This window comes from Bradyrhizobium zhanjiangense (genome assembly GCF_004114935.1).
Taxonomy (GTDB): Bacteria; Pseudomonadota; Alphaproteobacteria; order Rhizobiales; family Xanthobacteraceae; genus Bradyrhizobium; species Bradyrhizobium zhanjiangense.
Genome location: NZ_CP022221.1, coordinates 1,979,499 through 2,002,187, shown reverse-complemented (window position 1 = coordinate 2,002,187; position 22,689 = coordinate 1,979,499). Strand labels below are relative to the sequence as shown.

The 22,689-nt window shown below is 59.3% G+C and carries 28 protein-coding genes, 1 tRNA gene and 2 pseudogenes; 12 read left to right on the top strand and 19 right to left on the bottom strand.

Annotated elements, in window-relative coordinates:
• Window positions 1–69: 69 nt before the first annotated feature.
• Window positions 70–972 (top strand): non-homologous end-joining DNA ligase, encoded by a 903-nt coding sequence (gene ligD, locus XH85_RS09610; protein ID WP_420837904.1) that lies wholly within the window; start codon window positions 70–72, stop codon window positions 970–972.
• Complete coding sequence (locus XH85_RS44860; protein WP_164936065.1) at window positions 972–1,139, top strand: hypothetical protein; 168 nt, start codon at window positions 972–974, stop codon at window positions 1,137–1,139. Before ligD (XH85_RS09610) ends, XH85_RS44860 begins: the two co-directional genes overlap by 1 nt.
• 58 nt (window positions 1,140–1,197) lie before the next feature.
• Here XH85_RS44860 and XH85_RS09605 read toward each other — a convergent pair whose 3' ends face one another.
• A complete protein-coding gene (locus XH85_RS09605) occupies window positions 1,198–1,815 on the bottom strand; it encodes a cell envelope biogenesis protein TolA (RefSeq protein WP_128931709.1) in 618 nt (205 codons plus the stop codon).
• Window positions 1,816–1,957: 142 nt separating this feature from the next.
• On the opposite strand from XH85_RS09605, the gene ligD (XH85_RS09600) reads away from it, so the two are divergent.
• Entirely contained in the window at window positions 1,958–2,905 is a 948-nt protein-coding gene (ligD, locus tag XH85_RS09600; RefSeq protein ID WP_128931708.1) for a non-homologous end-joining DNA ligase, read from the top strand.
• A gap of 27 nt (window positions 2,906–2,932) precedes the next feature.
• Here the strand turns inward: ligD (XH85_RS09600) and XH85_RS09595 are convergent, their stop codons facing one another.
• The 4 genes and pseudogenes from XH85_RS09595 to XH85_RS09580 all read right to left on the bottom strand — a co-directional run.
• The gene (locus XH85_RS09595; RefSeq protein WP_128931707.1) at window positions 2,933–3,757 is read right to left on the bottom strand and encodes a ribonuclease HII; all 825 of its coding nucleotides are present in this window, start codon (window positions 3,755–3,757) and stop codon (window positions 2,933–2,935) included.
• Between the two features lie 331 nt (window positions 3,758–4,088).
• Window positions 4,089–4,505 carry a hypothetical protein gene (locus tag XH85_RS09590; RefSeq protein WP_128937173.1) on the bottom strand — a complete coding sequence of 139 codons (417 nt, stop codon included), beginning with the start codon at window positions 4,503–4,505 and terminating at the stop codon, window positions 4,089–4,091.
• A 14-nt stretch (window positions 4,506–4,519) separates the two neighbouring features.
• Complete coding sequence (locus XH85_RS09585; RefSeq protein WP_128931706.1) at window positions 4,520–4,720, bottom strand: hypothetical protein; 201 nt, start codon at window positions 4,718–4,720, stop codon at window positions 4,520–4,522.
• Window positions 4,721–5,029: 309 nt separating this feature from the next.
• Window positions 5,030–5,275: pseudogene (locus XH85_RS09580) on the bottom strand (Ku protein); the annotation flags it as partial.
• A 158-nt stretch (window positions 5,276–5,433) separates the two neighbouring features.
• Between XH85_RS09580 and XH85_RS09575 the strand changes: the two are divergent.
• The gene (locus tag XH85_RS09575) at window positions 5,434–5,802 is read left to right on the top strand and encodes a hypothetical protein (RefSeq protein WP_128931705.1); all 369 of its coding nucleotides are present in this window, start codon (window positions 5,434–5,436) and stop codon (window positions 5,800–5,802) included.
• 46 nt (window positions 5,803–5,848) lie between these two features.
• Complete coding sequence (locus XH85_RS09570) at window positions 5,849–6,298, top strand: hypothetical protein (RefSeq protein WP_128931704.1); 450 nt, start codon at window positions 5,849–5,851, stop codon at window positions 6,296–6,298.
• A gap of 99 nt (window positions 6,299–6,397) precedes the next feature.
• On the opposite strand, the pseudogene XH85_RS09565 reads toward XH85_RS09570, so the two are convergent.
• The 4 genes and pseudogenes from XH85_RS09565 to XH85_RS09550 form a co-directional block, all read right to left on the bottom strand.
• Window positions 6,398–7,385 (bottom strand): annotated as a pseudogene (locus tag XH85_RS09565) (tyrosine-type recombinase/integrase).
• 110 nt (window positions 7,386–7,495) lie between these two features.
• Window positions 7,496–8,305, bottom strand: coding sequence for a tyrosine-type recombinase/integrase (locus XH85_RS09560; protein WP_245473916.1), 810 nt, complete (start codon window positions 8,303–8,305; stop codon window positions 7,496–7,498).
• Window positions 8,302–9,378, bottom strand: coding sequence for a site-specific integrase (locus XH85_RS09555; protein WP_245473915.1), 1,077 nt, complete (start codon window positions 9,376–9,378; stop codon window positions 8,302–8,304). Before XH85_RS09555 ends, XH85_RS09560 begins: the two co-directional genes overlap by 4 nt.
• Complete coding sequence (locus XH85_RS09550; RefSeq protein ID WP_128931702.1) at window positions 9,308–10,897, bottom strand: ATP-binding protein; 1,590 nt, start codon at window positions 10,895–10,897, stop codon at window positions 9,308–9,310. The genes XH85_RS09555 and XH85_RS09550 overlap by 71 nt, the downstream gene beginning before the upstream one ends.
• Before the next feature lie 214 nt (window positions 10,898–11,111).
• Between XH85_RS09550 and XH85_RS09545 the strand changes: the two genes are divergently transcribed.
• Together XH85_RS09545 and XH85_RS09540 are read left to right on the top strand one after the other, a co-directional pair.
• Window positions 11,112–11,564: a mobile mystery protein A gene (locus XH85_RS09545; RefSeq protein ID WP_128931701.1), complete on the top strand. Its 453-nt coding sequence runs from the start codon at window positions 11,112–11,114 to the stop codon at window positions 11,562–11,564.
• The gene (locus XH85_RS09540) at window positions 11,561–12,151 is read left to right on the top strand and encodes a mobile mystery protein B (protein ID WP_128931700.1); all 591 of its coding nucleotides are present in this window, start codon (window positions 11,561–11,563) and stop codon (window positions 12,149–12,151) included. Before XH85_RS09545 ends, XH85_RS09540 begins: the two co-directional genes overlap by 4 nt.
• A 13-nt stretch (window positions 12,152–12,164) precedes the next feature.
• Here XH85_RS09540 and XH85_RS09535 read toward each other — a convergent pair whose 3' ends face one another.
• From XH85_RS09535 to XH85_RS09520, 4 genes are read right to left on the bottom strand one after another with little or no spacing between them, the layout of a single operon-like run.
• On the bottom strand, window positions 12,165–12,734 hold the full coding sequence (locus XH85_RS09535; RefSeq protein ID WP_128931699.1) for a hypothetical protein: 570 nt from the start codon (window positions 12,732–12,734) through the stop codon (window positions 12,165–12,167).
• A gap of 51 nt (window positions 12,735–12,785) precedes the next feature.
• Complete coding sequence (locus XH85_RS09530) at window positions 12,786–13,541, bottom strand: ImmA/IrrE family metallo-endopeptidase (protein WP_245473914.1); 756 nt, start codon at window positions 13,539–13,541, stop codon at window positions 12,786–12,788.
• Window positions 13,542–13,551: 10 nt separating this feature from the next.
• Window positions 13,552–13,956, bottom strand: a complete 405-nt coding sequence (locus XH85_RS09525; protein WP_128931698.1) for a hypothetical protein — start codon at window positions 13,954–13,956, stop codon at window positions 13,552–13,554.
• Entirely contained in the window at window positions 13,949–14,515 is a 567-nt protein-coding gene (locus XH85_RS09520; protein ID WP_128931697.1) for a hypothetical protein, read from the bottom strand. The genes XH85_RS09525 and XH85_RS09520 overlap by 8 nt, the downstream gene beginning before the upstream one ends.
• 148 nt (window positions 14,516–14,663) lie before the next feature.
• Here XH85_RS09520 and XH85_RS09515 point away from each other — a divergent pair, with 148 nt between their 5' ends.
• Window positions 14,664–14,948 (top strand): DUF3892 domain-containing protein, encoded by a 285-nt coding sequence (locus tag XH85_RS09515; protein WP_128931696.1) that lies wholly within the window; start codon window positions 14,664–14,666, stop codon window positions 14,946–14,948.
• A gap of 24 nt (window positions 14,949–14,972) precedes the next feature.
• The gene (locus tag XH85_RS09510; RefSeq protein WP_128931695.1) at window positions 14,973–15,155 is read left to right on the top strand and encodes a DUF2188 domain-containing protein; all 183 of its coding nucleotides are present in this window, start codon (window positions 14,973–14,975) and stop codon (window positions 15,153–15,155) included.
• 163 nt (window positions 15,156–15,318) lie between these two features.
• Here the strand turns inward: XH85_RS09510 and XH85_RS09505 are convergent, their stop codons facing one another.
• The 5 genes from XH85_RS09505 to tenA all read right to left on the bottom strand — a co-directional run bounded on the left by XH85_RS09505 (window position 15,319) and on the right by tenA (window position 18,163).
• Window positions 15,319–15,573 carry a hypothetical protein gene (locus XH85_RS09505; RefSeq protein ID WP_128931694.1) on the bottom strand — a complete coding sequence of 85 codons (255 nt, stop codon included), beginning with the start codon at window positions 15,571–15,573 and terminating at the stop codon, window positions 15,319–15,321.
• 22 nt (window positions 15,574–15,595) lie between these two features.
• Window positions 15,596–16,066, bottom strand: coding sequence for a hypothetical protein (locus XH85_RS09500; RefSeq protein ID WP_128931693.1), 471 nt, complete (start codon window positions 16,064–16,066; stop codon window positions 15,596–15,598).
• Window positions 16,067–16,181: 115 nt separating this feature from the next.
• A complete protein-coding gene (locus XH85_RS09495; protein WP_128931692.1) occupies window positions 16,182–17,153 on the bottom strand; it encodes a hypothetical protein in 972 nt (323 codons plus the stop codon).
• Window positions 17,154–17,424: 271 nt separating this feature from the next.
• Window positions 17,425–17,510: transfer RNA gene (locus tag XH85_RS44855), tRNA-Leu, on the bottom strand.
• Complete coding sequence (tenA, locus tag XH85_RS09490; RefSeq protein ID WP_128931691.1) at window positions 17,489–18,163, bottom strand: thiaminase II; 675 nt, start codon at window positions 18,161–18,163, stop codon at window positions 17,489–17,491. Before tenA ends, XH85_RS44855 begins: the two co-directional genes overlap by 22 nt.
• Window positions 18,164–18,701: 538 nt before the next feature.
• Between tenA and XH85_RS09485 the strand changes: the two genes are divergently transcribed.
• The 3 genes from XH85_RS09485 to XH85_RS09475 all read left to right on the top strand — a co-directional run bounded on the left by XH85_RS09485 (window position 18,702) and on the right by XH85_RS09475 (window position 20,619).
• Window positions 18,702–19,094: an avidin/streptavidin family protein gene (locus XH85_RS09485; RefSeq protein ID WP_128931690.1), complete on the top strand. Its 393-nt coding sequence runs from the start codon at window positions 18,702–18,704 to the stop codon at window positions 19,092–19,094.
• A gap of 637 nt (window positions 19,095–19,731) precedes the next feature.
• On the top strand, window positions 19,732–20,109 hold the full coding sequence (locus XH85_RS09480; RefSeq protein ID WP_245473913.1) for a hypothetical protein: 378 nt from the start codon (window positions 19,732–19,734) through the stop codon (window positions 20,107–20,109).
• A 285-nt stretch (window positions 20,110–20,394) separates the two neighbouring features.
• A complete protein-coding gene (locus XH85_RS09475) occupies window positions 20,395–20,619 on the top strand; it encodes a hypothetical protein (protein ID WP_128931689.1) in 225 nt (74 codons plus the stop codon).
• 503 nt (window positions 20,620–21,122) lie between these two features.
• On the opposite strand, the gene XH85_RS09470 is transcribed toward XH85_RS09475, so the two are convergent.
• The gene (locus XH85_RS09470) at window positions 21,123–21,887 is read right to left on the bottom strand and encodes a ferredoxin--NADP reductase (protein ID WP_128931688.1); all 765 of its coding nucleotides are present in this window, start codon (window positions 21,885–21,887) and stop codon (window positions 21,123–21,125) included.
• Between the last annotated feature and the right edge of the window lie 802 nt (window positions 21,888–22,689).

Genomic DNA, 22,689 nt, shown 5'->3' with positions numbered 1-22,689 from the left:
GAACGATTCGAACTGTGCCAATTTGAATCGGCTGTAGCGTGGAGTTCTTCAGTGGCGTCTCAGCGTAAAATGCCGGCGGCTATCGGCGTCAAGGCGCCCTTCCCCGGCTTTATCGAACCGGCCCTGGCCACCTCGATCGAGAAGGTGCCATCCGGAGAGCGCTGGATTCACGAAATCAAGTTCGACGGCTACCGTGTTCAGGTCCATCTGGCCAACGAGACGGCGAAGATCTTCACCCGGCGCGGCCACGATTGGACGCATCGCTTCAAGAAGGTCGCTCATGATGCCTGGCGGATCAAGGCGAACTCGGCGGTGGTGGACGGCGAGATCGTGGTACCTGCCGCCGACGGCACGACCGACTTCTCGGTTCTGCAGAACGAGCTCAAGGGCAAGTCGAAGAGCATCGTGCTCGTCGCGTTCGATCTGCTCTATCTGAACGGCCGAGATATCCGGAAGCTACCGCTCTTTCAGCGCAAAGCCGAACTCAAGAAGATTCTAAGCGGCACCGACATCCAGTTCAGCGAAAGCTTCGAGATAGACGGCCGCGAGATGTTCGCGCACGCCTGCAAGCTCGGCCTCGAAGGCGTCGTCTCGAAGGTCCGGGGCAGCGCCTATCCAACGGGACGCACGAATGATTGGGTCAAAAAGACCTGCGTACAGCGTGAGACGTTGACCATTGCTGGTTTCGCACTCGATGGGACGAAGTGGGACGGCATCTATGTCGGCCGGCGCAAGGGCGACGATCTGGTCTACGCCGGCAAAGTCGACCACGGCTTCGACAAGGTCTCGGCCGCCGATCTGCAGAAACGGCTTAAACCCCTCATCCGAAAGACCCAACCATATGCCAAGCGCATCGGTCACAAGGGCATCTGGGTCGAACCCAAGCTTCTGGCCGAGATCGAGTATCGCGCGAAGTCGGCCGAGGGAAAGGTTCGCCACCCCTTCTTCCGGGGCCTGCGGGAGGACCTGTGATGGATGCGTTCGATCGCTTCTGGCAGTGGGCGAACAAGCCCCCCGAAAGTCCGCTGACGATTCCGGCCGAGCTGCATCAAGCGGTCATGGAGCTCGCTCCCGAGGACCGAGGGGACCGCACCACGGTGAACCGAGCCGCAGCGCGCGCACCAGACCCCGAACGATGATCGCTTGACGGCAACCCTTTGCCTTCCCTCGGTGCCGCCGAGCAAGAACTGCCAAGAACTAACTCCGCGCACGCTGCAGTGCAGCTTCCAATCGCTCCTTCTCCTTATTCCAGCAAGCGTCTTCGGTTTGCGATCTCTTCGCGAGAGCCTCAACCTCGGCCTGGATGGCGGCAGCCCGCTTCGCGTGCTCCTGCTCCGCCTTGTCCAGCGCAGCCTGCGCCTTGTCGACCGCCTGCTGACGGCGCTCGCGTTGTCTCTGCCTGGCGGCATCCTCCCTCGCCCGTTCACTCTTCCGGCGCCTCTCCTCCCGTTCGTAGGCAAGCGCAGCCTTCCGCTCGGCCGTCTTGTCGACGGGACGTGAGGAAGGCTTCTTCGCAATTTGGCCCTTCGATTTGCGCGGCGCGTTCGTCGATCTTCTGTCCCCGCCGAGATCGGAGGGCAGTTCGGCTTGCTCGCTGAAGGGTCGGTTGGATCCGACCGGGCGCCTCAGAACGACGCCCGGCTTCTTCATGGCCGCAGCGATGACGTCCGGATCGTCGCTTTCCTTCGCCGCGCCCTGGTGGAAGAGATTGCTGTTGGCGCCCCAGGCTTCGAGGGCCGCTTTCATGGAAGGAGCGGCGATCGCCAGATCGAAGAAGCCCAGCGAAGTCTGAAAGGTTTTCAGTTTTCTCGCCATCGGTCTGGTCCGCCCTCCTCAATCGAGCGTCAACGTCACGCACGCCACGGAGCCCGTGGAACGCGACGCGGCCCCGAAGCGTTGCCTAATCCTTGAAGGACGTCCATGCATTTCGCAACGTGCTCTTAAGGATTGGCCTCGAATGAGCCGGACGTCGATCCTGCCCAAGCGCCTGCAGCCGATGCTCGCTACGCTCACCGACGCGCCGTTCGACGATCCCGGCTGGGTTTTCGAGGACAAGTATGACGGCTTCCGGATGATCGCGGAAATCCGGCGGGGCAAGGTTGCGCTCTACAGCCGTAGTGGCAAGATCATCAGCCGCAGCTATATCGAGGTCGCCAAAGCGCTGGAGGGCGTGAAGGGCGATGCCGTGATCGACGGGGAGCTCGTCGCGATCGGACAGGACGGCGTCTCGCATTTCCAGTTGCTTCAAAACGCGCTGCGCCATGAGGCGAAGCTCCTGTATTGCGCCTTCGACCTCATGTTCGCAGACGGTGAGGACCTGCGTGCGCTGCCGCTCCTCGAGCGCAAGAAGCGGCTCAAGGCCATCCTTCTGCGCCACAAGCTCGTCGCGTTCAGCAACCACCGCAAAGGCGAGGGAACGAAGTTCTTCGCAGATGCCGAGCGGAGACATCTCGAAGGCATCATGGCCAAGCGCGCCGATAGCCCGTACGCGTCCGGACGCCGGACCGCCGACTGGCTGAAGGTGAAGACCGCGCAGCGGCAAGAGGTCGTGATCGCCGGCTTCACGGCGCCGAGGCGAACCCGGCCTTTCTTCGGCGCTCTCGTCCTCGCGGTACGCGAAGGCGATGCATGGCGGTACATAGGCCACGTTGGCACCGGCTTCAGCCACCAAGTTCTCGAAGAGCTTCACGGCAAGCTCATGAAGCTCAAAACCGCCAAGTCACCGTTCCCTGCCAAGGTGAAGGATGAGCAGGTCACGACCTGGGTGCGTCCTGCGTTGGTCGCAGAAGTGAAGTTCGCGGAGTGGACCAGCAAGGGCGAGCTGCGCCAGCCGGTCTATCTCGGCCTGCGGTCCGACAAGAACGCGAAGGACGTCGTACGCGAAAAGAAGTGGTCGCGAAAATAGCGCCGCCGAGACGAAGCGTAGACCTGTTCAGCCGGCGGCCCGCTCTGATGCCGAAGGCCAGGGCGGCAAGGGCGGTAACCCGAGAGCCTTGCGTACGGGCCCGAACGACCGCCGGTGAGCTACGCATGCACCGAGCCTGGCAAGCGCCTCATAATGAGCCCGCACCGGGTAGCCCTTGTGATCCGCGAAGCCATAGCCGGGGTGTCGCACGTCGAGCGTCCGCATGACGGCGTCGCGCTCGACTTTCGCGAGGATGGAGGCGGCCGCGATGCTGGCGGATTTGGCGTCGCCTTTGATGATGGCCTGCTGAGGGATGTCGATGTCCTTCAACCGCTTCGCATCGATGAGCAAGTGCTGCGGCGTCAACCCCAGTCCCCGGACCGCACGCTGCATAGCCTGAATGCCCGCCCAATAGATATTGATCGCGTCGATCTCCTCGACCTCGACGAACGCCACACACCAACTCTCAGCCTTTTCCTTGATCTCCTTCGCGAGTTCTTCGCGAGCCGCGGCGTCGAGTTTTTTCGAGTCGTCGATCCCGACTATCCGCGTGCCAGGTTTCAAGATCACCGCGCCAGCGGAGACTGGCCCCGCAAGAGGGCTCATTCCGGCCTCGTCCACGCCTGCCACGGCATGACGGCCGCTTTCCCAGAGAGAGGTCTCGAAGCGGAGCATTTTGCGGAGGCGCTGCCCTTCGGACCTATTTTCGAAGCGGCGTTTATCGATTGCAGCCAGGATGGCTCGCGCTCCGGCGCGGCTGTCGGCCCGCAGGATCTGCTCGACGCTGGCCTCGAGCGGTCTTTTCTCGACGACATAGCGCTGACGCAATACATCGAGTGAGTACTGGGACATTACGGCCTTCGTGAAGATTGACTGTTGGGGAGCATGTCAGTGAACTTTATGGCGATTGTCTGAAGTAGCTATACAGCCTCACCGACCGCGCCCTCTCAAAAGGAACCCGGCCAGCTCTTCCGCGCGGGTTCGGCCTCCATTTCCTCGCTATATTGTCGCTCGCCGGCTCGGCAGAAGGACCTGTGCTCAGTCACCGTCCCGAGTAGATCGGGGCCGGCATGGCCGCAAACAAGGTAACGGCGGTACGCTTGGGGCTGGGGAGGCAAATCGACAGTCCGGGACTATCAACGCTGCTCCCATTTGGCGGATTTTTCTTCCCTCAGTCGCTACCTCAAGACGCGTTTGCTCTTGCCCGTTCGCGCGCCTCGCGCCGACGTTCACGTCTTTCGCGCCGTCGCTTGGCACGATCGGCGGGCTGCCGGAGCGGAGGAACAGGCTCCGGCGAGGTCGCACTCGTCTCCAGAACTGGAGGCGCCTCGGCCCTTTCCAAGGCCGTTGGCCGCATTTCCATCAATTCGAGCAACGCCCGTCCTTTCGACGTGATCTTCCATCCTCCGCTTATCCGTTCGACCAATCCTTGTGAGAAGATGTCGAGGTCGGGCACTCTGGCCGCGAGGCGCCTGGTCCGGTCCGCCCAGTCGCGGCCACTCGTTGCCAGGATGGCCATATCGCTCTTGAGGTCCTCCATCACCGCAAAGCCGTCCGGATAAGCTACCAAAATCTTCAGGACGGTGACTTGGAAGTTCACGCCCGCCCCCGCGATCAGCGCCACATCGTCGGCGCATGCGAGAGGGCGTCGCGACCAACTTGTTTTAGACCTTCGGGAGAGATCTCGCCTCTCGTCGCAGCCTCTAGGATTTTCGACGCGACGTGGGTACGTGCTCCGATCTCGCGGTGCGAGACGCTTTCACAGACTTCATCGAGAACCGCGCGCAAAAGCGCGGTGGTTGCCGTGTCGAACATAAGCTGCCCCCCTAAGGGAAAATCTAATCCTAGCGCGGTTTCGCCCGCTTGGGGATTCAAGCATGTTAAACTTTGCGGACGGTGCACTGCACCCATAGCTGCGTCTCGCCCCCAATGGATCGCCTCTCTGGCCGAAGCCCCCCAATGAACCTCCTCCGAATGAGTGGACACCTGTGGCTGAAAGACTACGCTGCCCAAACCCTCTCCCCAGCGCAAATCACGCAACTTGATAAACTTCCGCAGTGGCGCGGCCTGCAGCGCGCAAAGTGTCCCCTCTCATTGCAAATCGCGAGGTCGACGGCTCTATGCAAGCTCCTCCTTGGTCACCTCGATGAAGGTATCGGTGTCGACCTTGTAGCCTTTGACAATGTCCTCGTTGTCGACCTCCTCGCCGGTGTCGGCGTCGACCTTGGCGTACTTGATCCGATGGCCGGTCTTTCTGTTCAGCTGGTTGAAGGAGACCTTTTCGGATTCTGAGATGGCCGGATAGAGCGCGACCGGACAGGTGACGAGGGAGAGACGAAGAAAGCCTTTCCAGTTGGCGCGGGGGGCCATCGCGGGGGAACTCCATTACTGATGCCGGACGGCTTGCCTTGGTTCCGACATCCCGATCCGTCCGACAGGCCGATTTTTCTGATCCAGGCCCTCGGACGGACTCGACATTTGTTCCTGTTATGTTCTAATTCGGGCATGACCGACTCGCGAGCTGGCGCATGCCGACCCCAAAGCAGATGGAAAAGCTGGCCGCTGAAGCCGCCCGTAGGCCGAGCCCTTCCGCTGCGGATCCCGACGCCTCCCTCCCGGCCGAATACTGGGAATCGGTCCTCAAAGACCCTCGCGCCGGCACGATCGAGGGCCAGATGCGGCTGCGACGTCTTTCCGAGATTCAGCGTCACGTGCTGCGTGTCTCCTGCCGCCGCTGCGAGCGGACCGTGGAAATCCAGACCGCCGATGCCGTCCGCTTGTATGGCGCCAACGCGCTCTGGAAGGACGTCGCGCAGCGGTTGCTGGACAACACCTGCCAGCAGCGCACCGGCAGGCATGAAGAAGACGGGTGCTGGCCCGCGTTCGAGTCGCTGTAGCCGCTCTGGATTTGCCGATCCGTTCTCTTTGCGCCTGGATGTCCGGATGGCCTCGAAGTATCACCCCACGCCGCTGTCGGGCGGCGATCGCAAGGCTCTGGCGAAAGAGCTCGGCAAGGCACGCGCAATGGCTAACATCCTGGCGACCCAATCGGCGGAGATGCGGGCCAAAGGCGAGGCGATGATCCAGCAAGCCGATAGGCTGCTTTGCGAAAGCTGGAATGAACGGATGTGGAGTGACGGCGAACCGATCGATCCGTCGCCGACCATCGATCAAGCCGTGAACGGAGGCTTCCCCTGGCTGGAGATCAGGTGCGTGCGCTGCAAGACGCCGAGCGACGTGGACCTCGCGGCGATGAAGCACCCGCCGACCACCTTCGTGTACGATCTCGCCAGCCGGCTGCGCTGCCGCAAATGCGCCATGGCGGGCCGGCGTCCATCCGCGACTCTGCTACAGTTGACGTGGCAGCCGCGCCACCCTCGAACCGAATCCTGACCGATGTGCAATCTTTACTATGCCGACCTCTGGATTATGCCGACCATTGGCTCAGAACGGGCTCAGGCGGCGGCGATCGCTGCGATGGAGTCGGCATAATCACAGTGCCTCCAGAAATGCGAGAAGCTTGTCGTTCGGTCGAAAACGACCGGGAGTGGCTACCGCTGGAGCTGTCGCCGCCAGTGCGCGTTCCTTGATTCCCATATCAGCTTGTAGGTAGATGTGGGTGGTTTCGACCTGCTCATGGCCGAGCCAAAGTGCTATCACCGAAGTCTCAACTCCCGCCCGCAGCAGTCGCATCGCGGCGCTATGACGCAACACATGCATGCTGATGGTTTTCTGTCCCAGATGGACAGGCGCGGGTGGCTATCTGAATGTATTTGGCAAGCCGATGTTCAACGGCGTCACGGCTGAGTGACGTCCCCGACTGGGTGACAAAGAGTGGCTCCCCCGGTTGACCAGCGCGCTCGACGAGCCAAACACGCAGGAGGGCGACCATGCCCGAGGTAATCGGTGTGATCCGCAACTTCCGTCCTTTCCCCATGCAACTGACATGCGCGCCAGTGCCGAGATGAACATCGCTGATGCGAAGGCCGATCAATTCTGACGCACGCAGACCCGTTTGAGCCGCGAGCGTAAGCAAGGTATGGTTGCGCCGCCCGGTCCAGGTCGAGCGGTCGGGCGCGCGGAACAGCGCATCGAGTTCAGGTTCGATCAGGAAGGTGACCAGCCTTCGGTCGAATCGCTTGCGTGGAATGGCGAGCACGCGCTCGATTACCGCGGCATGCTCGGGATGTCGAAGCGCTGCGTACCGGAACAGCGAACGGACGGCCGCAAGTCGAGCGTTGCGGGTGCGCGCACTATTTTCCCGCTGCTTCTCAAGATGGTCGAGGAAGGCGCCGATGAGCGGCGCATCAAGATCGTCGATGTCCAGCTTCGACGGCTCGACGTCCTTCCTCGCGGACGCGAAGACGAGCAGCAGCCGCAGCGTGTCCCGGTAAGCCGCAAGTGTATGGGGACTAGCCTGGCGCTGACGTATCAGGCGTTCCGTGAAGAACGCTTGCAGGGTTGGGGCAAGTGCGGTCATGCGGCACCTCCGAGGTGCCGCTCCAAATGATTACCAACCAGCGTCAGCAACTCTGGCGCAGCCGAGAGATACCAGTATGTGCTGACAGGATCGACGTGGCCGAGGTAGGTCTACAGCAACGCGATCCGGTTCCCCGGCTCCCTGCCATCTCGATATCCGTCAAGGATGGTATTGACGGCAAATCCATGCCGTAGGTCATGCAGCCTCGGACGGCATGACGCCGAGCGCGGCTTGAGGCCGGCGCGGTCGACAATTTGACGAAAGACGGGCTGGACACTCATGTAGTGGAGCCTGGTGCCAACCGTAGTGACCAGCAGTGCCGGCGTATTCGACGAGTTTTTCGGACGGTCGTCTCGACGCAGATAATCAACCAGTGCAGCTACGGTGCTCGGATGCAGCGGCAATTGGCGAGACTTGCCGAACTTTGCGTTCCGAATGATGAGTAGTCCAATGACGGGGTCAAAATCGTCGCGGTCGAGGCCGATCGCTTCCCCAACCCGCATTCCGGTCACTGCAAGCAAAGCGATCAATGTCCGAAATGTCGCGACTCGGTGCGGTGTCCGCAGCGTCCCGGCTGCGGCGATGAGGGCCGCGATATCCGACTCCGAATATAGGTAGGGGGTGGCTCGGCCTTTTTGCTGCACCAGCAAGTGTGTCGAGGGCACCTCGGTCGCGGGGTCGATCCCGCGCAGGTGCTTAGCGAAGCGGCGAACAACGGAAAGCCGGGCAAACGCCCAGGTTCGACCGCGCTTAGGGAGTGTCGCCCAAGCGAGCGCCGCCTCGGTTGTCAGATGATCTTCGCCGCGATCCTCGACGAAGGTGAGAAACTGACCGAGGAGCTTCTCGGCTCGATAGAGCTTAAAGCCGAGGGCGCGGCGAACCACAAAGTAGTCTGCGAGAGCCTTGCGGAGAGCGTTCATGCGACGTCTCCCGGCCAAGGGCGGGCGATCGACCGCAGAGCATCGCGACCGACCTTGGCGTAAATCGATGTCGTAATAGCGTTGCGGTGGCGCAGGAGTTGTCCGATCTCGGGCAGCGATGCACCGCCGCGTAGCATCAGAGTCGCCGCGGTGTGACGCAGCCGGTGAGCATGGATCGGTTCAAAGCCGCACCGTTCGCCAGCGTGGCGAACAATCTGCGTTACCGCGCCAGTGGTGAGAGCATGATGCGGAGCCGTGATCCGTGCAAACACTGTGCGGCCTTGCGTGCTTGCGGGACGGCCGTGACGCAAGTAAGCCGCGATTGCTTCGCCGACATCCGCGGGCAAGGGCAATCGTTCGGTGCGATTGCCCTTGCTGTGGGCAATCACGATCTCGCCGGCTCGCCAATCGATGTGCTCAAGTTGCAGTTTGGCGACTTCGCCTGCCCGCAGGCCCAGGCGAACAAGCATGGTCAGGACCGCGAAGTCACGACAGCCACTTCGGGTGCTGGTGTCGCAGGACGCCAGAAGGCGCTGCACTTCGTCTGAGGCCAATCCCTTCGGCAATCCGGTTAATCGCCGACCGGGAACGGTCGGTACCGCAGACACCAGCGACCGATCGATAGCGCCGTCGACGTAAAGAAAACCGAGTAGTGATCGAAGGGCCGTCACCGTCAGCCCGGCCGTCCCAGGGCTGAGGCGGGAGCACTTTGTCACCACAAAGGAAATGACAACAGCCGCTGTCAGGCTTCGAAGGTCCAGAGCAAGGCCGTCCGGCAAGACCCTGGTTTGAAGGAAGGGACGCATCAGTTCGATATACCTGGACGCTGACGCATCCTTGATGCCACGTTCAAGTATCAAGTAACCTCGGTATCGCGCCAGGGCCGCTTCAAGCACTCCGCTGGCCGGCGGCAACAAAGCCGCAGGTGCGATCCCAAGACCGCGCAGGTAACTGAGGATCGGCTGCATCGCTCTGATAGAGCGAAGAAAACTGTAACCCGCTTCATGACGGCTGCGCTGAAACCGCTCTATTTCCTTTGCGCATAGTTCCCCTACATCGAGCCCCTCGCTCACAAGCCAATTGCTCAGGTGGTTTCCCGCTGCGCGCAGCCGCGACCAGCCAGTCCAGGATCTTCAGGTTCGTCAATAAGGGGCGAAGCTCGGGCCGCAACGAGGCCCACTGCAACTCTGAGATCGGCGCGACAAGGCTTTGGATGTCGTCGGCCGATGGCAGATCGAGTTCCGTCGTGTGGTGCCGAGCCCGTGGCAGGCCGACCTCGATAAAGCTCCGGATGAGTTTGGGCGCAGGCTCGATCTGGCTCGTGATCAGAACGTGGATGTGCTTCGGACCATTTTCGGCGAGCAACACCTGCATCCAGCGGTGCGCGAGGCGTTGCGCACGCGGCGAATAGCGTTCAAAGCTGTCGAAAACGATCAAGCACGGCTCGGATGCGATGGACAGAATCTCGCAAAGCGGATGGGCGATGCCGATATCGCGCTCAAACGCAGCTTCCGTGTCGCAGTCGATCGTGGTCTCGGCAAACCATATGCACCGGCCGTAATCCGTCTCGCCGATTTGCCTCGCCAAGGCGGACTTACCGCTTCCGGATTCGCCGACGAGAAAGCACGCGCGGTCCCGGTTGAGGCAATCGCGCACCTTGGCGCGGGCCTCATCGCGAGGCAGCGGTGGCAAGCCGGAAACCTGGCTGCGAACATCGGCCATAAGCTCGCGGCTTGAGCGATCCAAAACTTCCCAATCGTGGCGATAGTCGGGATGGTCATGCAGATCGAATTCGTCACGCAGCTCAACAAGCAAGCTTGCCAGATCAATCGACCCGCCCGCCCGGTTGGCGTCCGCCACGACAACAAGGCGAGACCAAAGACTCCTTGCCTCGTCAGCGTCGCCGGACCGCAGAACGGTCTGGCAGTCGCGCATCGCGAGATCATGATCGCGCGATGGCGTGGTCTCGAAGTCGAAGCGCATCAACCGTATGCAGCGAAGCAGCTGCATCGTGGCGTTGTCACTGGCGTCACCTTCGTTTCGAAGCTCTTCCGGGCAACGCAGACTTGCGAAGAGTGCCCGCTGAAGCGCAGAGGATTGTGAACCATCGGCGGCTACGGGCTCGGCAAGTCGGGCGAGCATGCGGTCGGGCGTTGTGCGCAGGGCGTCGCTGAGCAGATTCGACCAGGCGTCTTCGACATCATGGGCGAGACTGCCAACCATCAGGACAACAGCGTCGTTGCTGCCGCGAAGGACACGCTCGGTCTTGACGCCGAACCACTGCGCCCATGCGGTGCCAACAAAATCAGGAGGGAAGCCCGAGCTCGTGACTTGCCGGTCGCTTTTGATCGAAATTCCGGCGGAGCGCTTGCCTGTAGGAACAGTGCATTCCACGACAAGATCGTCTGCAAGCCAGCCCAGGTCTCTTCCCTGCCATTGCAAGCGATCAATCTTGCCGAAATCGGCGCCGAGCGTGTTGGTCCTCGCCAAAAGATCGAGAAGAAGGCGCGCAGCGATGCAGTTCTCATTGCGGAAGCCGGTTCCGGCAGTGAGCTGAACAGGGGCTTTCTTCTTCGGGGTGGCCTTCTTCATTGCGTGGTCAGTGAGGGAATAGCCTTCTAGAACGTTCCAAGAACATCTGCAATGGGCTGTGATAGGGCTAAGCTCCCGGCTGATCGGTTGAAGGGTATAAAGGTCGCGCTATTTCACGAGTCATATTCTATAAGGCATACCTTATCGACATACAGAATTATAATAACGTATATCTTATAGATTTAGCAACCAACTATATGCTATATCTTATCGTATGAAAGACGCCATCCGCCATCTCGACAACCGCTTTGCCACGCTCCGAGCGCTCTCGCACGCCCAGCGCCCTCCCAAGGGCTGGATTCGCGCGATCCGCGACGCACTCGGCATGACCACCGCCCAATATGCCAAGAGGCTAGGCGTTTCGCAGCCACGCATTGTGGAACTTGAAAAATCCGAGCAAGGCGGCAGTGTAACCCTCAATACGCTTCAACGCGCAGCTGAGGCCCTCGGCTGCCGGTTGGTCTATGTGCTTGTACCCGAGCGCCCCCTCGAAGAAGTTGTAACCAAGCGAGCTGCCGAGGTCGCTGAGCGGCAATCACGAGCTATCGAGCAGACGATGCGGCTTGAGGACCAGGCCGTGGAGGACAATCAGGCTGCCCGCGCGCTTCGGGAGCAAGCGATCGAGGATTTATTGAAACGCCCCGCGCGTCTCTGGGATGATGAATGACTGATACTGATCTGCACGCCGCCGACGATCACGCGACACCGCTGACGCCCCAGGAGCGCGAAGATCTTATCCCAACGCACATTACTTTGCGCAGCGAGTTAAACGAACTCGAGCAGCAGAACATCGCGACGGCAAACCGTTGGGCATTCAGCCGCCGGAAAGTTGCAACGCGAGAAAGTTTTCTCAAGAGCCTGCACCGGCGCATGTTCGAACGTGTCTGGCGCTGGGCTGGAAAATTCCGAACGACGGAGCGCAATCTCGGCGTCGCGCCGCATTTGATCGAAGTTTCACTGCATCAGGTACTCGACGACGCAAGGTATTGGGTCGAGAACAACACGTATCCACCGGACGAACTTGCCGTTCGCTTCCATCACCGCCTCGTATCCGTACACCCGTTTCCAAACGGCAACGGCCGCTGGTCACGATTGGCTGCTGATGTGTTGGTCGTGCAGCTTGGCGGCCGGCGCTTTACATGGGGCGGCGCCGACTTGCAGACAGCCGGTACCACGCGCACGGCCTACATTGCAGCGCTTCAGGCCGCCGACAACCATGATCTCGGGCCACTCATCGCCTTCGCACGATCATGAACTGGTCAAATCATCACTCTGGCAAAGCCTCGGCAAAGTCCCGCATCGCAACAAAGAGCTCATAGCCGGACTTGTGCCAGAACGATTCGAACGTGATGGTTTTCCCATCGAGGTCCGGAGTCAGAGAGATGCAGCGCCACGTGATGGGGAATTTCTCCGGCTTGTATCGCGAAAAATCGAAACGGAAATTGTGCGATACCGTGTTTCGGATGGCTCGCGCATATTGGTACCAATCCGCGTCGCGAAGCTTTTCGACCATCGCACTTCCGGGGCCCGCGCGATCAAAATCCTCGCAATAGTCGCTTAGCAGCTCGAACGGGACACGAATGAGTGCATGAAGCTGGTTAAGCACAAAGTCAGTAGTGATCGAAAACCTCGACGCGTCTTGCTCAAGTAGCATTGCAAGATCGGAGTAAGACACCCACGTGTCGAGCACCTTCATCTTTAGGCCTTGCGCTTCTTCGACAGCACTTGGCTTATACCGAGCACCGCCTTGGAGCCAGTGGCTCGAGATGATGGCCAGCCGATAACATCGGTCTTGCCGCGCAAACTCGTCGAGAATTTCCGATTTCGTAAAGCGCATGAAAACTCGGCTGACGACTGGCGGTATATTCGCGTCACAAAGTGTAGAGGCCTAACCTTCGAGCATGCGCTCGTCCTCGACAATGACCAGGCTAAGGGTTTCATCCTCACTGATACGCACCGTTTGTTCCCGCACCACAAACCGGGAAGCATCGGAACGGTCAAACCAAGCGTCAGCGTCAATCTTGCGAGGCGCCGGGTCATCGGGACCGCGGCCGAACTGGACGCCAAAGGCAAAGCTATCCGGATCGAGGTCTTCACGTGGAAACCAGTGACGCGGCACGCAGGCCGCCCTGGCGAACCACTTACGACCACGCGGGCCGTGACAAATAACGAAGGCCGGCACGTGATCGAGGTCGATGAGACGAATCGATGTCGCGGTCAGGCTCGTCTTGAAAATTCCGCCCAACTTGTCGACCATATCAAAAGTCAGTTTTCCAAGGCCGCGTGCCTGAGGTTGAAAGAGATATCTGGGCATTAAGAGATCTGCCGCGTAGCTATCTGCCACCTTCTCCGGCGATAGCGCATCACGCGGCTTGTAGTCATCGACGCGACAGACGAGCGTCTTACCGCGATGAAAGCGCCAATGCCCCAGCTCATGCGCGATGGAAAATCGCTTGCGACGCGGAGAACTGTCGTTCTTGATCGTAATAACGGCGGCGCCATTGCATCCAAGAATATGGGCTTCACAGCCACACAGTGCGCGATATCGGACGCGCGCGCCTACGTGGTGGGCAATGGCTTCGAGGTCGATCTCGCCCGGGTCAGTGACGCCAAGCTCCTGGAGAAGCATTTCCGCCGGCGTCACGGTGTCGTCCTCATTCGATCAGGCCCAGGTCGCGCATGGCTTCAAGCATGTCGAGCACATCGGCGTCCGTGAGTTCGCTTTCTTTTCGCGCCGCCAGGGTAAATGTCTCGTCATCGGCATGTGCCGCCAAGACCTGCCGCAGCCGAGCGCGGGCCTCGGCGATGGGAATGGCAGGAGCCGAGCTCGGAACCCTACCCGCCGCCACACCGGCGCGCGCGGCATGAAGACGGTCCTTGTTGGCGAGCAGGATCGTTTTCTCGAAGGCTTCGCGCATATGTTTCGCGTTCGCTTCGGCCGAGCCAAGGTCCTCCGCAAACTGCGCCAGAACTTCCTGGTCGGACGCCTTCAGCACGTCGTCGACCATGGCCTGCTTCAAACGGCGAAGGCCCGCCTTTGTATCTTCAGGATCAGACATCTTCCCTCCGTCCCGCAGCGAATTTCAGGAAGCGTCGCCGGACCAGCGTGCGTTTGCTATCGTAGGCTGTACCCTGCAGACCTGTCAGCGCCTTGAGGTCATCGGTGCCGAAGCCGGCCACAATTCCCTCGACTAGCTCTCGACCCTTTTCGTCGTCATCGAATAAGGCGAGCAGCTCCTTATACGCCCCTTCGAATACCGCATTGTCCTCGGCCGACCAATCAGGGGATACGGGGTCCTCGTCGCCGGCTTCAGCGGCGCCTTGCAGGATCGCCACATGCGGCATCTGATTGCGAGCCTTCTTTCGCTCGCTGTCGGCGATGCTGCTCATCGTGTCGATCAAATGCTTCATGACGTCCACATCTACCGGGCAATTGCGCGTTCCCCGGAGGGTCCGCAACTGTGCCTCCTGGATCAAGTCCTCAAAGTCCCAATCGGTGCCTGAGGCAAAGATCCTGCCGACTTTGTGAAGACGTGCCCAGTCGGCCGTGAAGAAGCCCTTGATGGTGGCCTCAATCTCGGCGCGCGGTCGAAATGTCTTCTCAGTCTCAGCAGGCACGCGTTCGCCCCCTCAAACGCTTATGCGGTGTCCGGACGCGGTCGCGGACACGCTCGAAAATTATTTTTCGCCCAATGTCGGCGGGGCCCTCCGCCCAGCATAGGTCATTAGAGCACAATTCTGTGCCGCAACCCAAAAGGGAAATGAAATGGCCGACGTTCTTGTTACTTGTATCACCAAACCGCATCCGGACAGCCCCCATGAGCACATCACGGAGCTCGGAAATCCGCGCGAGAACTGGAAGTGGTCCCGGGAGCGGGTCATCGCCAGCATCGAGGCCAAGACCAACACCTTCTTCACGCGCGATCCGCGCACTGGCAAACGCGCGGACATCGGCGTCGTGCGGCCGCATGGTCGGCCCGCCTACGTGCGCACCTACGCCGATGGCGTCTGGAACGATAACCTGCTGGCAATGGATCAGTGCCCCCTCTGAGGGGGCTAAGGAGTAAGAAGACCTATGAGCAAAAAGCAGCTGTTTGTGGAGCGGCGCCCGCAGGGCGACTACGCCGTGCGGCGCGGCGGCTCGGAACGCGCCAGCGATGTCCTGGAGACGCAACGGGAAGCCATCGATCGGGCTCGCGAGCTCGAGCCTGGTCGTGAGCCTCTGGCCGGGCGGCCGGACCGTTGGCGCAAGCCGTAGCCGCCGCGACCGGCGAGCTGCGAACCAGGATTTCGTTCCGACTCGTCCAAATGCCTCCGGGCGGTGTGTTCGCATGCCCGGTCGTCATGGCGCCGGCTTTACCGCTCCATGCTGCGTGGAGCCGCTGTCACGACTTGATGGGTCATCGGAATCAAAGGGGGTCTCAGTTTGAAATTTCTGCGTTTGTAATATCGTCAGGATCGCAACGGGCGCTAGTTAAGGCCTTCAATTTCCTCAAATGCTCGTGGGCATCCCACGCGTTGCCTGCACGCTTGCCATTGGCCAGCACCTCACGAGGCGCGCCAGGCTCCTTATGAAACCAGACCTGTAGCCAGTATGTTTCACTGTCCAAGAGCCGGATTCGGGCTTCCAGCCTTGGAAACGGAAGTTCAGGATCGTCATAATCGTTTTTTGGCATACTCGGTCTCTTAGTTTGAAATTCAGGTTCTTAACCCCCGATGAGCCATCGCCGTTAGGACCTTTCTATTGATGTCCATGCGCTTGGACATTTGCCTCTCGCTCAATGAGCGCTTGCGTTTGGTATCTTGAAGGAACTCGTATCCCCACTGATTGATCAGATGGTTTTTAAGACAGAGAACGATTGCGTCCTCGTTCAGGCTTTTGGTGATATCTTTCCTGATCCGCTTCAGCGCGGCGAAGATTAGGTCAGACCTAATTCCGAGAAACCGCTTCACGCATACATTGCCCACCTCAGCGACAGCCTGAGTAATAGTATTTTTGATGACGCATATTTCTATGATGGGAAAATGTTCGCAAAGGCACGTTTCAGGCTGATCCGCCTCGTAAACGCCGGTAAGAACCCATTCGCGTCGGGCGGTGGCCCAGTCTGTTGCCCTACTCAGGGCCAAGATTGCGGTCTTCAAATTTTCAAAATTGAACCCGTCTCCCATTGATAATTCCTCAACGCGCGAGCCCTGATCGAGCTAACCCGGTCCCGGCTGTTCACGGCCCCAATAAAAAGACCGCCTAAATCCCAAACTGAGACACGAACCGATCTTGGCCAGCTCAACAGCGGCCCTGCCGGCCCTCCACTGCAGTCACCGAGACCTGGATGCCTGACACTAGACTTGCGGCATTCTTCAAATCGCCTGCAAAACGCTGCGGATTGCCGGGGTAGTAGCAATGACTGCGGTCAAGCGGAAACGTCAGGGATTCAACAGTCGCACCGGTTGCTGATTTCAGATCGATAACAACTGTCTGTGAGCCATTCTGCGTTCCCCCGCTGCCTGACCACGACCATTCAGCCACGTAGGTGTCAGCTTTTTTTCCCTTATTGTCGACGACCGAAACCTTTATCTGGCTGATGGTGCCGGATTTTGAGCGGCTACCATCAAGCGTGTCGAACGTGTCGAAAAGAAACTGTTTTGTCACTGGTGCATCGCTCGTTGGGGGCGCAGCAGTTGGCGACGGCGTAGGCATCGGCGGCTTTAGCGAAGGCGCTGGACAGGAGATTATGCTGCAATAGGCATCAGTCGCCGCTTTGCGAATTGGCGGAATTGCACCGAACAAGGCGGCGATCGCAACAAGCAGCGCGGTCAACGCCGTTGTACGGCTTGTCAGTCGCTCGATAAATGTTTTCTTCTTCGAAATACTTTCGGAATGTTCTGGCTGGGAGCTTCCCGCTGTTTGTTGCACAGGCGAATTGACGGCCGTTCCGATATTGGTGGTGTTGTTTACGACGTTATACGTGACCGCTGGAAATGATCGTGCCGGTTGATCGGGATGCTGCTCGGCGTCTTCGATGGCATCAATCCCATGCGCGTTGATGCGAGCCGTGTGCGGAATGCTAAAGGTCTCAATCAGGCCTTTGTCCTTCAAATAGCTCCACGCGCGCTGAGCCTCTTGCTCAGTCAATCCAGCGACGCTCGCTAGGTGCTCGACAAGCGTGGGCTCCGATGTCGCTTTGTTATGATCGTAGAGCGCTTTCAGGAGACGCATCGCTCTCGTCTGGCTGCTTCGCGGTTCCGACACGATCATGGCCCCCTTTGCGGCAACAGAGTCTAGCAACGAACGCAACGGAAGCGCGCCTATTTGGACGGTTGGCACGCTTAAATTTGCACAAGGATTTTGTGCCGTTTTGTGCCAGTTTTGTGCCGTGGAATTCTTGCGAGCGGTTGGGAATCCGAACCGGAATTTCTCTACCCCATTGCGAAACAATGGTTTTCGTTCGAACAGAGTGCGAGTGATTTGTAAGGCATGAAAAAGCCCGCCAGAGGCGGGCTAATTATTTGATTTCACTTTGAAATCTTGGTTGCGGGATAGGATTTGAACCTATCACCTTCAGGTTATGATCCTGACGATTGCCGAAAGGGTTATTCAACACGCTGGCCCGCGCGCCAGCCCATCTCCCAGAAGTCTGCCTCGAGCCGGGTAGCTTCCTTGAAGATCGCAATCAGCTCTGCCTCGCGGGCAGGCGTGGCGTAAAGATCGGCAAGATGCTCCAGGTGCGCCCGCGCTTTCGCCGCGACCTCCTGGTACGGCACGCCGGCGTACTCGGCGATCCAAGCGCGATAGGAGTTCGTCGCAGCGTCCGTATTGAGTCGCGAGGCGAGCCGCATTGCGATCTCGGCGTATCCGATTACGCAAGGGGCAAGCGCCACCTTGAGTGCCAGCAAATCGCCGCGCATTCCTGCATCGAGCACGTAGCGTGTATAGGCCAGCATCTCGACCGCCGGAGTGGTTTGTTCAAGGTCGCTCGGGGACAGACCCCAACCGGCACAGAGCTTCACATGCAGGTTCATCTCGACATCAAGGATGGCCGAGAGGCCGGTCGCTGCTTCATGCATGTCGGCAAGTGTCGGCGACTTGTAGACCGAGAGTGCGTAGGCGCGAGCAAACTCGATGAGGAACAGGTAGTCCTGAGCGAGGTAGTGACGAAACGCCGCTTCGGGGAGCGAGCCGTCTGCCAATCCGTTCGTGAAGGGATGCTCGGTGTAGGCTCGCCACTCAGCGGATGCTTCTGTCTTTAGACGCTCGAAGAAACTCACGATCTTTTTCGCCTGGCTTGCTTTTTCATGAACTCCTCGGCTCGCTACCGATAGTGCATCGCGAACCGCGTGGACGCTGACCTTAACAGGCCGCCGCGATCAGCCGGTACGACGGCGTAGGGAATTCGCTTGCCCTCGTTCGCCGCTACTGACTTGCCTTCTCACGTTATCACGAACACAAGGCACATGCCCTAGGTCCGGGTTTCGATTGCAGACGAACCGCACCAGTTTCGCACCAGAAACAACCCGCGCGAACCGCAGCGAACGTGGTCGAACTCCACGAAAGGCGCAGGAAAATCAACGAAGCGGGTCGATGTCCCGCCGCTCATAACGGTCTGTTGCAGGTTCGAATCCTGCCGGGCCCACCAGTAATAATTTCACAGGGAGGGCGGGGCTCGACGATTCGGACTGTGCCGCGATCCAGCGCGACTTGGCGGATATGCGCCGCATTCCGTGTGCGAATGTGAGATAAGAGCGAACGTTACCTCAAGTTGCACCAAATTACATGATCTTTAAGCGAATCTTTTAGGGCTTCAATATGAAGAGACTTCTGGGACTTCTGCTCATCGTCCAATCCTTGTTGTTTTCCGCCGAGGCCATGGCGCAGGGGCTTCCCGCTCCTTCATACTGGAAAAATGAGCGAGGTTCAGAACTGTATATTTGGTCCGCCAATCGCGGAGCAATACAGGGGATTTTCACAAACCATGCTCAAGGATTTGCATGCCAGGGCATCCCGTATCCTGCATCCGGATCCGTTAGTGTAACCGGCTTGTATTTTGTTGTTACTTTTTCCCAGTGCAATTCCTTTACCCGCTGGGTTGGAAAAATTAAGGGGTCTCAGATGCCAACCTCTTGGACGCTGTTCTACGTTGATAATAAAGGTAAACCTAGCAAACTGAAGGGCGCCGATATATTCACGCGCGTATGGTAGTTTTCAATCTTCTCGCAATGCGGCGACTGAAAATCGCTCTCGCGAGGTTGCATTCCAAATGGTGCGTCTTGCTGAGCCGCACGGGCGCCCGAACATCGGCCTATTCTCCGCCCTGATAGAAGAGCTGGTGCGGCAGGCCGACCAGCGCCTTACCGATCCAGTCCCGAGCAATAACTTTCAGCGCTTCCGTGGCGACAGTTTGCAGACACTTGGTTGTTGCTTCGGTTCGAAGCGCGCTACTCTGCGCGGGCCATCCCAGAGCTCTACAGGGTCGTCCTCGAGGAGATCCTCAGCGCGTGCCTTGGCGTCGTCCTCGGTGGCGCAGATTAGACCGATCGTCAGAATGATTTCGCCCTCGGATGTGAGGACAACCGCCCGAAATGTTTTCATCGGTCGGACTTACCACCTCTTCCCCGTCTTCACACCTTTTCTCTTCAGAGCCTGTGGCTTTGCAGCGACAAACGAGGCGCATCGGGCTGCCGAGGCATCACCGTCGATGCAGCACAGCAAAGACGAAGCGGTGCGTGAGCCGCGGATCTCACGAGACCATCAAGCTGCATTGAGAGCCGTGGTAGTACGTGAACAAGAGTGCTAGATCGCGCGCCCCTATCTCCCTAGGCCTTCTTGGGATCATTTCATGTCACCTATTCAGGCTATCAAAGATTGGTATGTGTCCCTGGACAACGAACTTCAATCGGACATCGCGTACATGTTCGTATCTCTGACTCTCGGTGATCGCCAGTTTGCTCCCGCTGCCGCTGTTCGGAGGCTGCTGCAATGGTTTGACGTGCGTAGTGCAGGCACGGAACACGAGGATGCTTTAGCTGCCGTCACGTTTCGGGCCTCATTCGAATACCTATTTGCCGACCGCTTCACGGGCGCCGGGTGGATCTTTCCCGAGCAAATGTTCAAGGACGTGATCCGCGAGGCTGCTGAAGGTAAAGAGGCAAGCAAGATTGCAACGAGCGCATTCCGGCTACTGCGGGACCAAAACGAAATGGAAAGAGGCAGGTAACAACTGGAATGCCCTAGTCAACTCGACACTCAACGATCATGCGCTGAGGCAGTGGACACAAGATCAGTCCCTGGCGAACGACTTCGGGCCGAGAAAAGACTGAAAAAGCTCCTGCCCAATCGGCTCCGTGCACGACCATCATCGTCGCCTTGCGATCTCGGCACCATCAGGGCAACTACAAAAAACCTGGCCTCTACTCACAGCGTTGAGGCCGCTGCCACGATTTCGCCTCTGGGCGATCGCTAATTCATCAGTGTCATGCAGCGATTCGCGTGAGGCATCGGGATGCCCGACTTGACGCTCTGGAACAACCTGACTCGCAGAGAGCAGAGAATTGTCATTAAGCTGTTCGGCGGAGGTTCCACGCATGGCGACAGCCTGATCGAGACGGTCAACCTCATGCGGCTGGGTCTCGTCACTGAGACCGGTTTAACCTCGGCCAGCCTTGAGGTCTTCGTCGCTGCTTTCAAAGCGCAACGTGACGCGCGTCAGCGGGAGTTGCTGGCGTAAATCGCGCGGCGCTACCAGAACGGCAAGCCGGCTGCGAGATGCTATGTTCGGTTAGACGAGTCGGGTGCGCCGGTGCGCCGGATGCGATGCCAAGCTAAAAGTGCTTGGCGGCTAGCAAGCCCAGAAGCACGGTGCCTGACACGGCAAATATCGCGATCATGTTGAGCAAGTTGTCGCACGGCGAGGAAAACTATCGTGGCATTGCCCGGTGACCAAGTCTGATTAGACTTCTTTTGCAGGGCCTCGACTTCTGCTGATCGTGCCCCTTGGGTCGACTAGACCAGTTAAACGAGTACCCGACAGGAGGGGCAGTGATAGCGACGGCGGCATGGCCACATGACAGCGGACTCTTCTGCGAGTGCAGCGTGAGCAAAGTGCGCGGCCAGATCGCCAAAGGTGCCGGACTTCCGAGCCTGCAAGCGTGGGTAAAGAGCAAGCACCCTTTCAGGGTCACGACGGTGACAGTTCAGGCCCTGGCTCGATTTCACGCGATGGGCTACCGTTCAAACGCCGTTTTCGACCACAAATTGCGCCGGCTTGCCGTGACTGCCTTCAACAAAGTCCCTCCCCACCAACAGCTCGCGGGTATCGCGCACCAGCGCAGGGCTGCCGCAAATCATGACACGGTCATGCTGCGGCTCGAGTTCCGGCAGTTCGAGGTCCGAAAACAACTTGCCTGACGCGATCAGGTCGGTGATCCTGCCGCGGTTGCGGAACGGATCGCGGGTGACGGTCGGATAATAGATCAGCTGATAGCGCACGAAATCCCCGAGCAGCTCGTCGCTCGGTAGCTTCTCGGTGATCATTTCGCCATAGGCAAGCTCGGCGACGCGGCGGCAGCTGTGCAGCAGCACGACATTTCCGAATCGCAGATAGGTTTCAGGATCCTTGATCACGCTCAGAAACGGAGCAAGTCCAGCGCCGGTGCCAATCAGATAGAGATTGCGCCCATCCTCGAGATTATCGATGACCAGCGTCCCGGTCGCCTTGCGGCTCACCGTGATCTTATCGCCCTCCTTCAAATGCTGCAGACGGGAGGTTAAGGGATCGTTCGGCTCCCTGGTCGAGACGAATTCCAGCCGATCCTCGTAACGGGCGCTGGCGAGGCCGTAGGCACGCAGCAGCGGCTTTTCGTCGACCTTGAGCCCGATCGTAGTGAACTCGCCGCTGCGGAAGCTGAACGATGGATTCCGCGTGGTGGTGAAGCTGAAGAGATTGTCGGTCCAGTGATGGACGCTCAGCACGCTTTCCTGGCTGAAATTGCTCATCTCACCGCTCCCGCGAAGGTTAGAGTGTGATCCGGGCACCTGTTTTCCGAAAAGATCATGGTCAAGGCGCGAAACGCAACGAGCGCGTTCGCTTTTAAGTGAACGCAAAGGCAAGCAGGCTCGAGCAGAGCACCACCAGACCGACCGCGGTCACTGTCAGGAAGCTGTCGGAGACGAGGTCACGATTGCGCATGAAACACCCACGATTGCTCAGTAGGAGCGAGGGCAGTAGTCCCGCCTTGGCTCGACGAGAAAACAGCCGGCCACCGCCTCGAGCGCCTTCTGCCGCCAGCGCTCGTACTTAGGTCTCGGGAATGGGACACCCGTTAGAGGGATGCGGAGATCGTCGTGCCCCACACATCACCTCTATTGGCCGGCGACGTTAGAGCTGCCCTTGCGTTCGTATAGTGCATTTTTTGGGGTGAACCCGCAGCATTGCTTCGTTCTATCGGATATGGCGCGGGAAGGCGGCGAAATGTCGGGCGACCACGATCGGCTGCGTTACCGATCTCATCGATAGAGAAAGTCCTCGGCGCAGGCGGCCGTAACTTGCGATGCGTTAGAGCACCGTCGATCTCATACCGGCCAACCGCAGGTTAGCGCACAAGATGCCATCATGGCCGCTGAGCTGAATTCGGCGATCGATTAAAGGTATAGGTCAGTACGCAACGTACAGAACTGTGCCCCCGCATTTGCGGGTGACGGAGGACAAGGGGGTCGCCCAGCTCTCGGCCCGGCCTTAGCCACGCTAAATAATGAGTTCGGCCACCCCATGCCGCGCCGGACGTGGCGAACTCCAAGA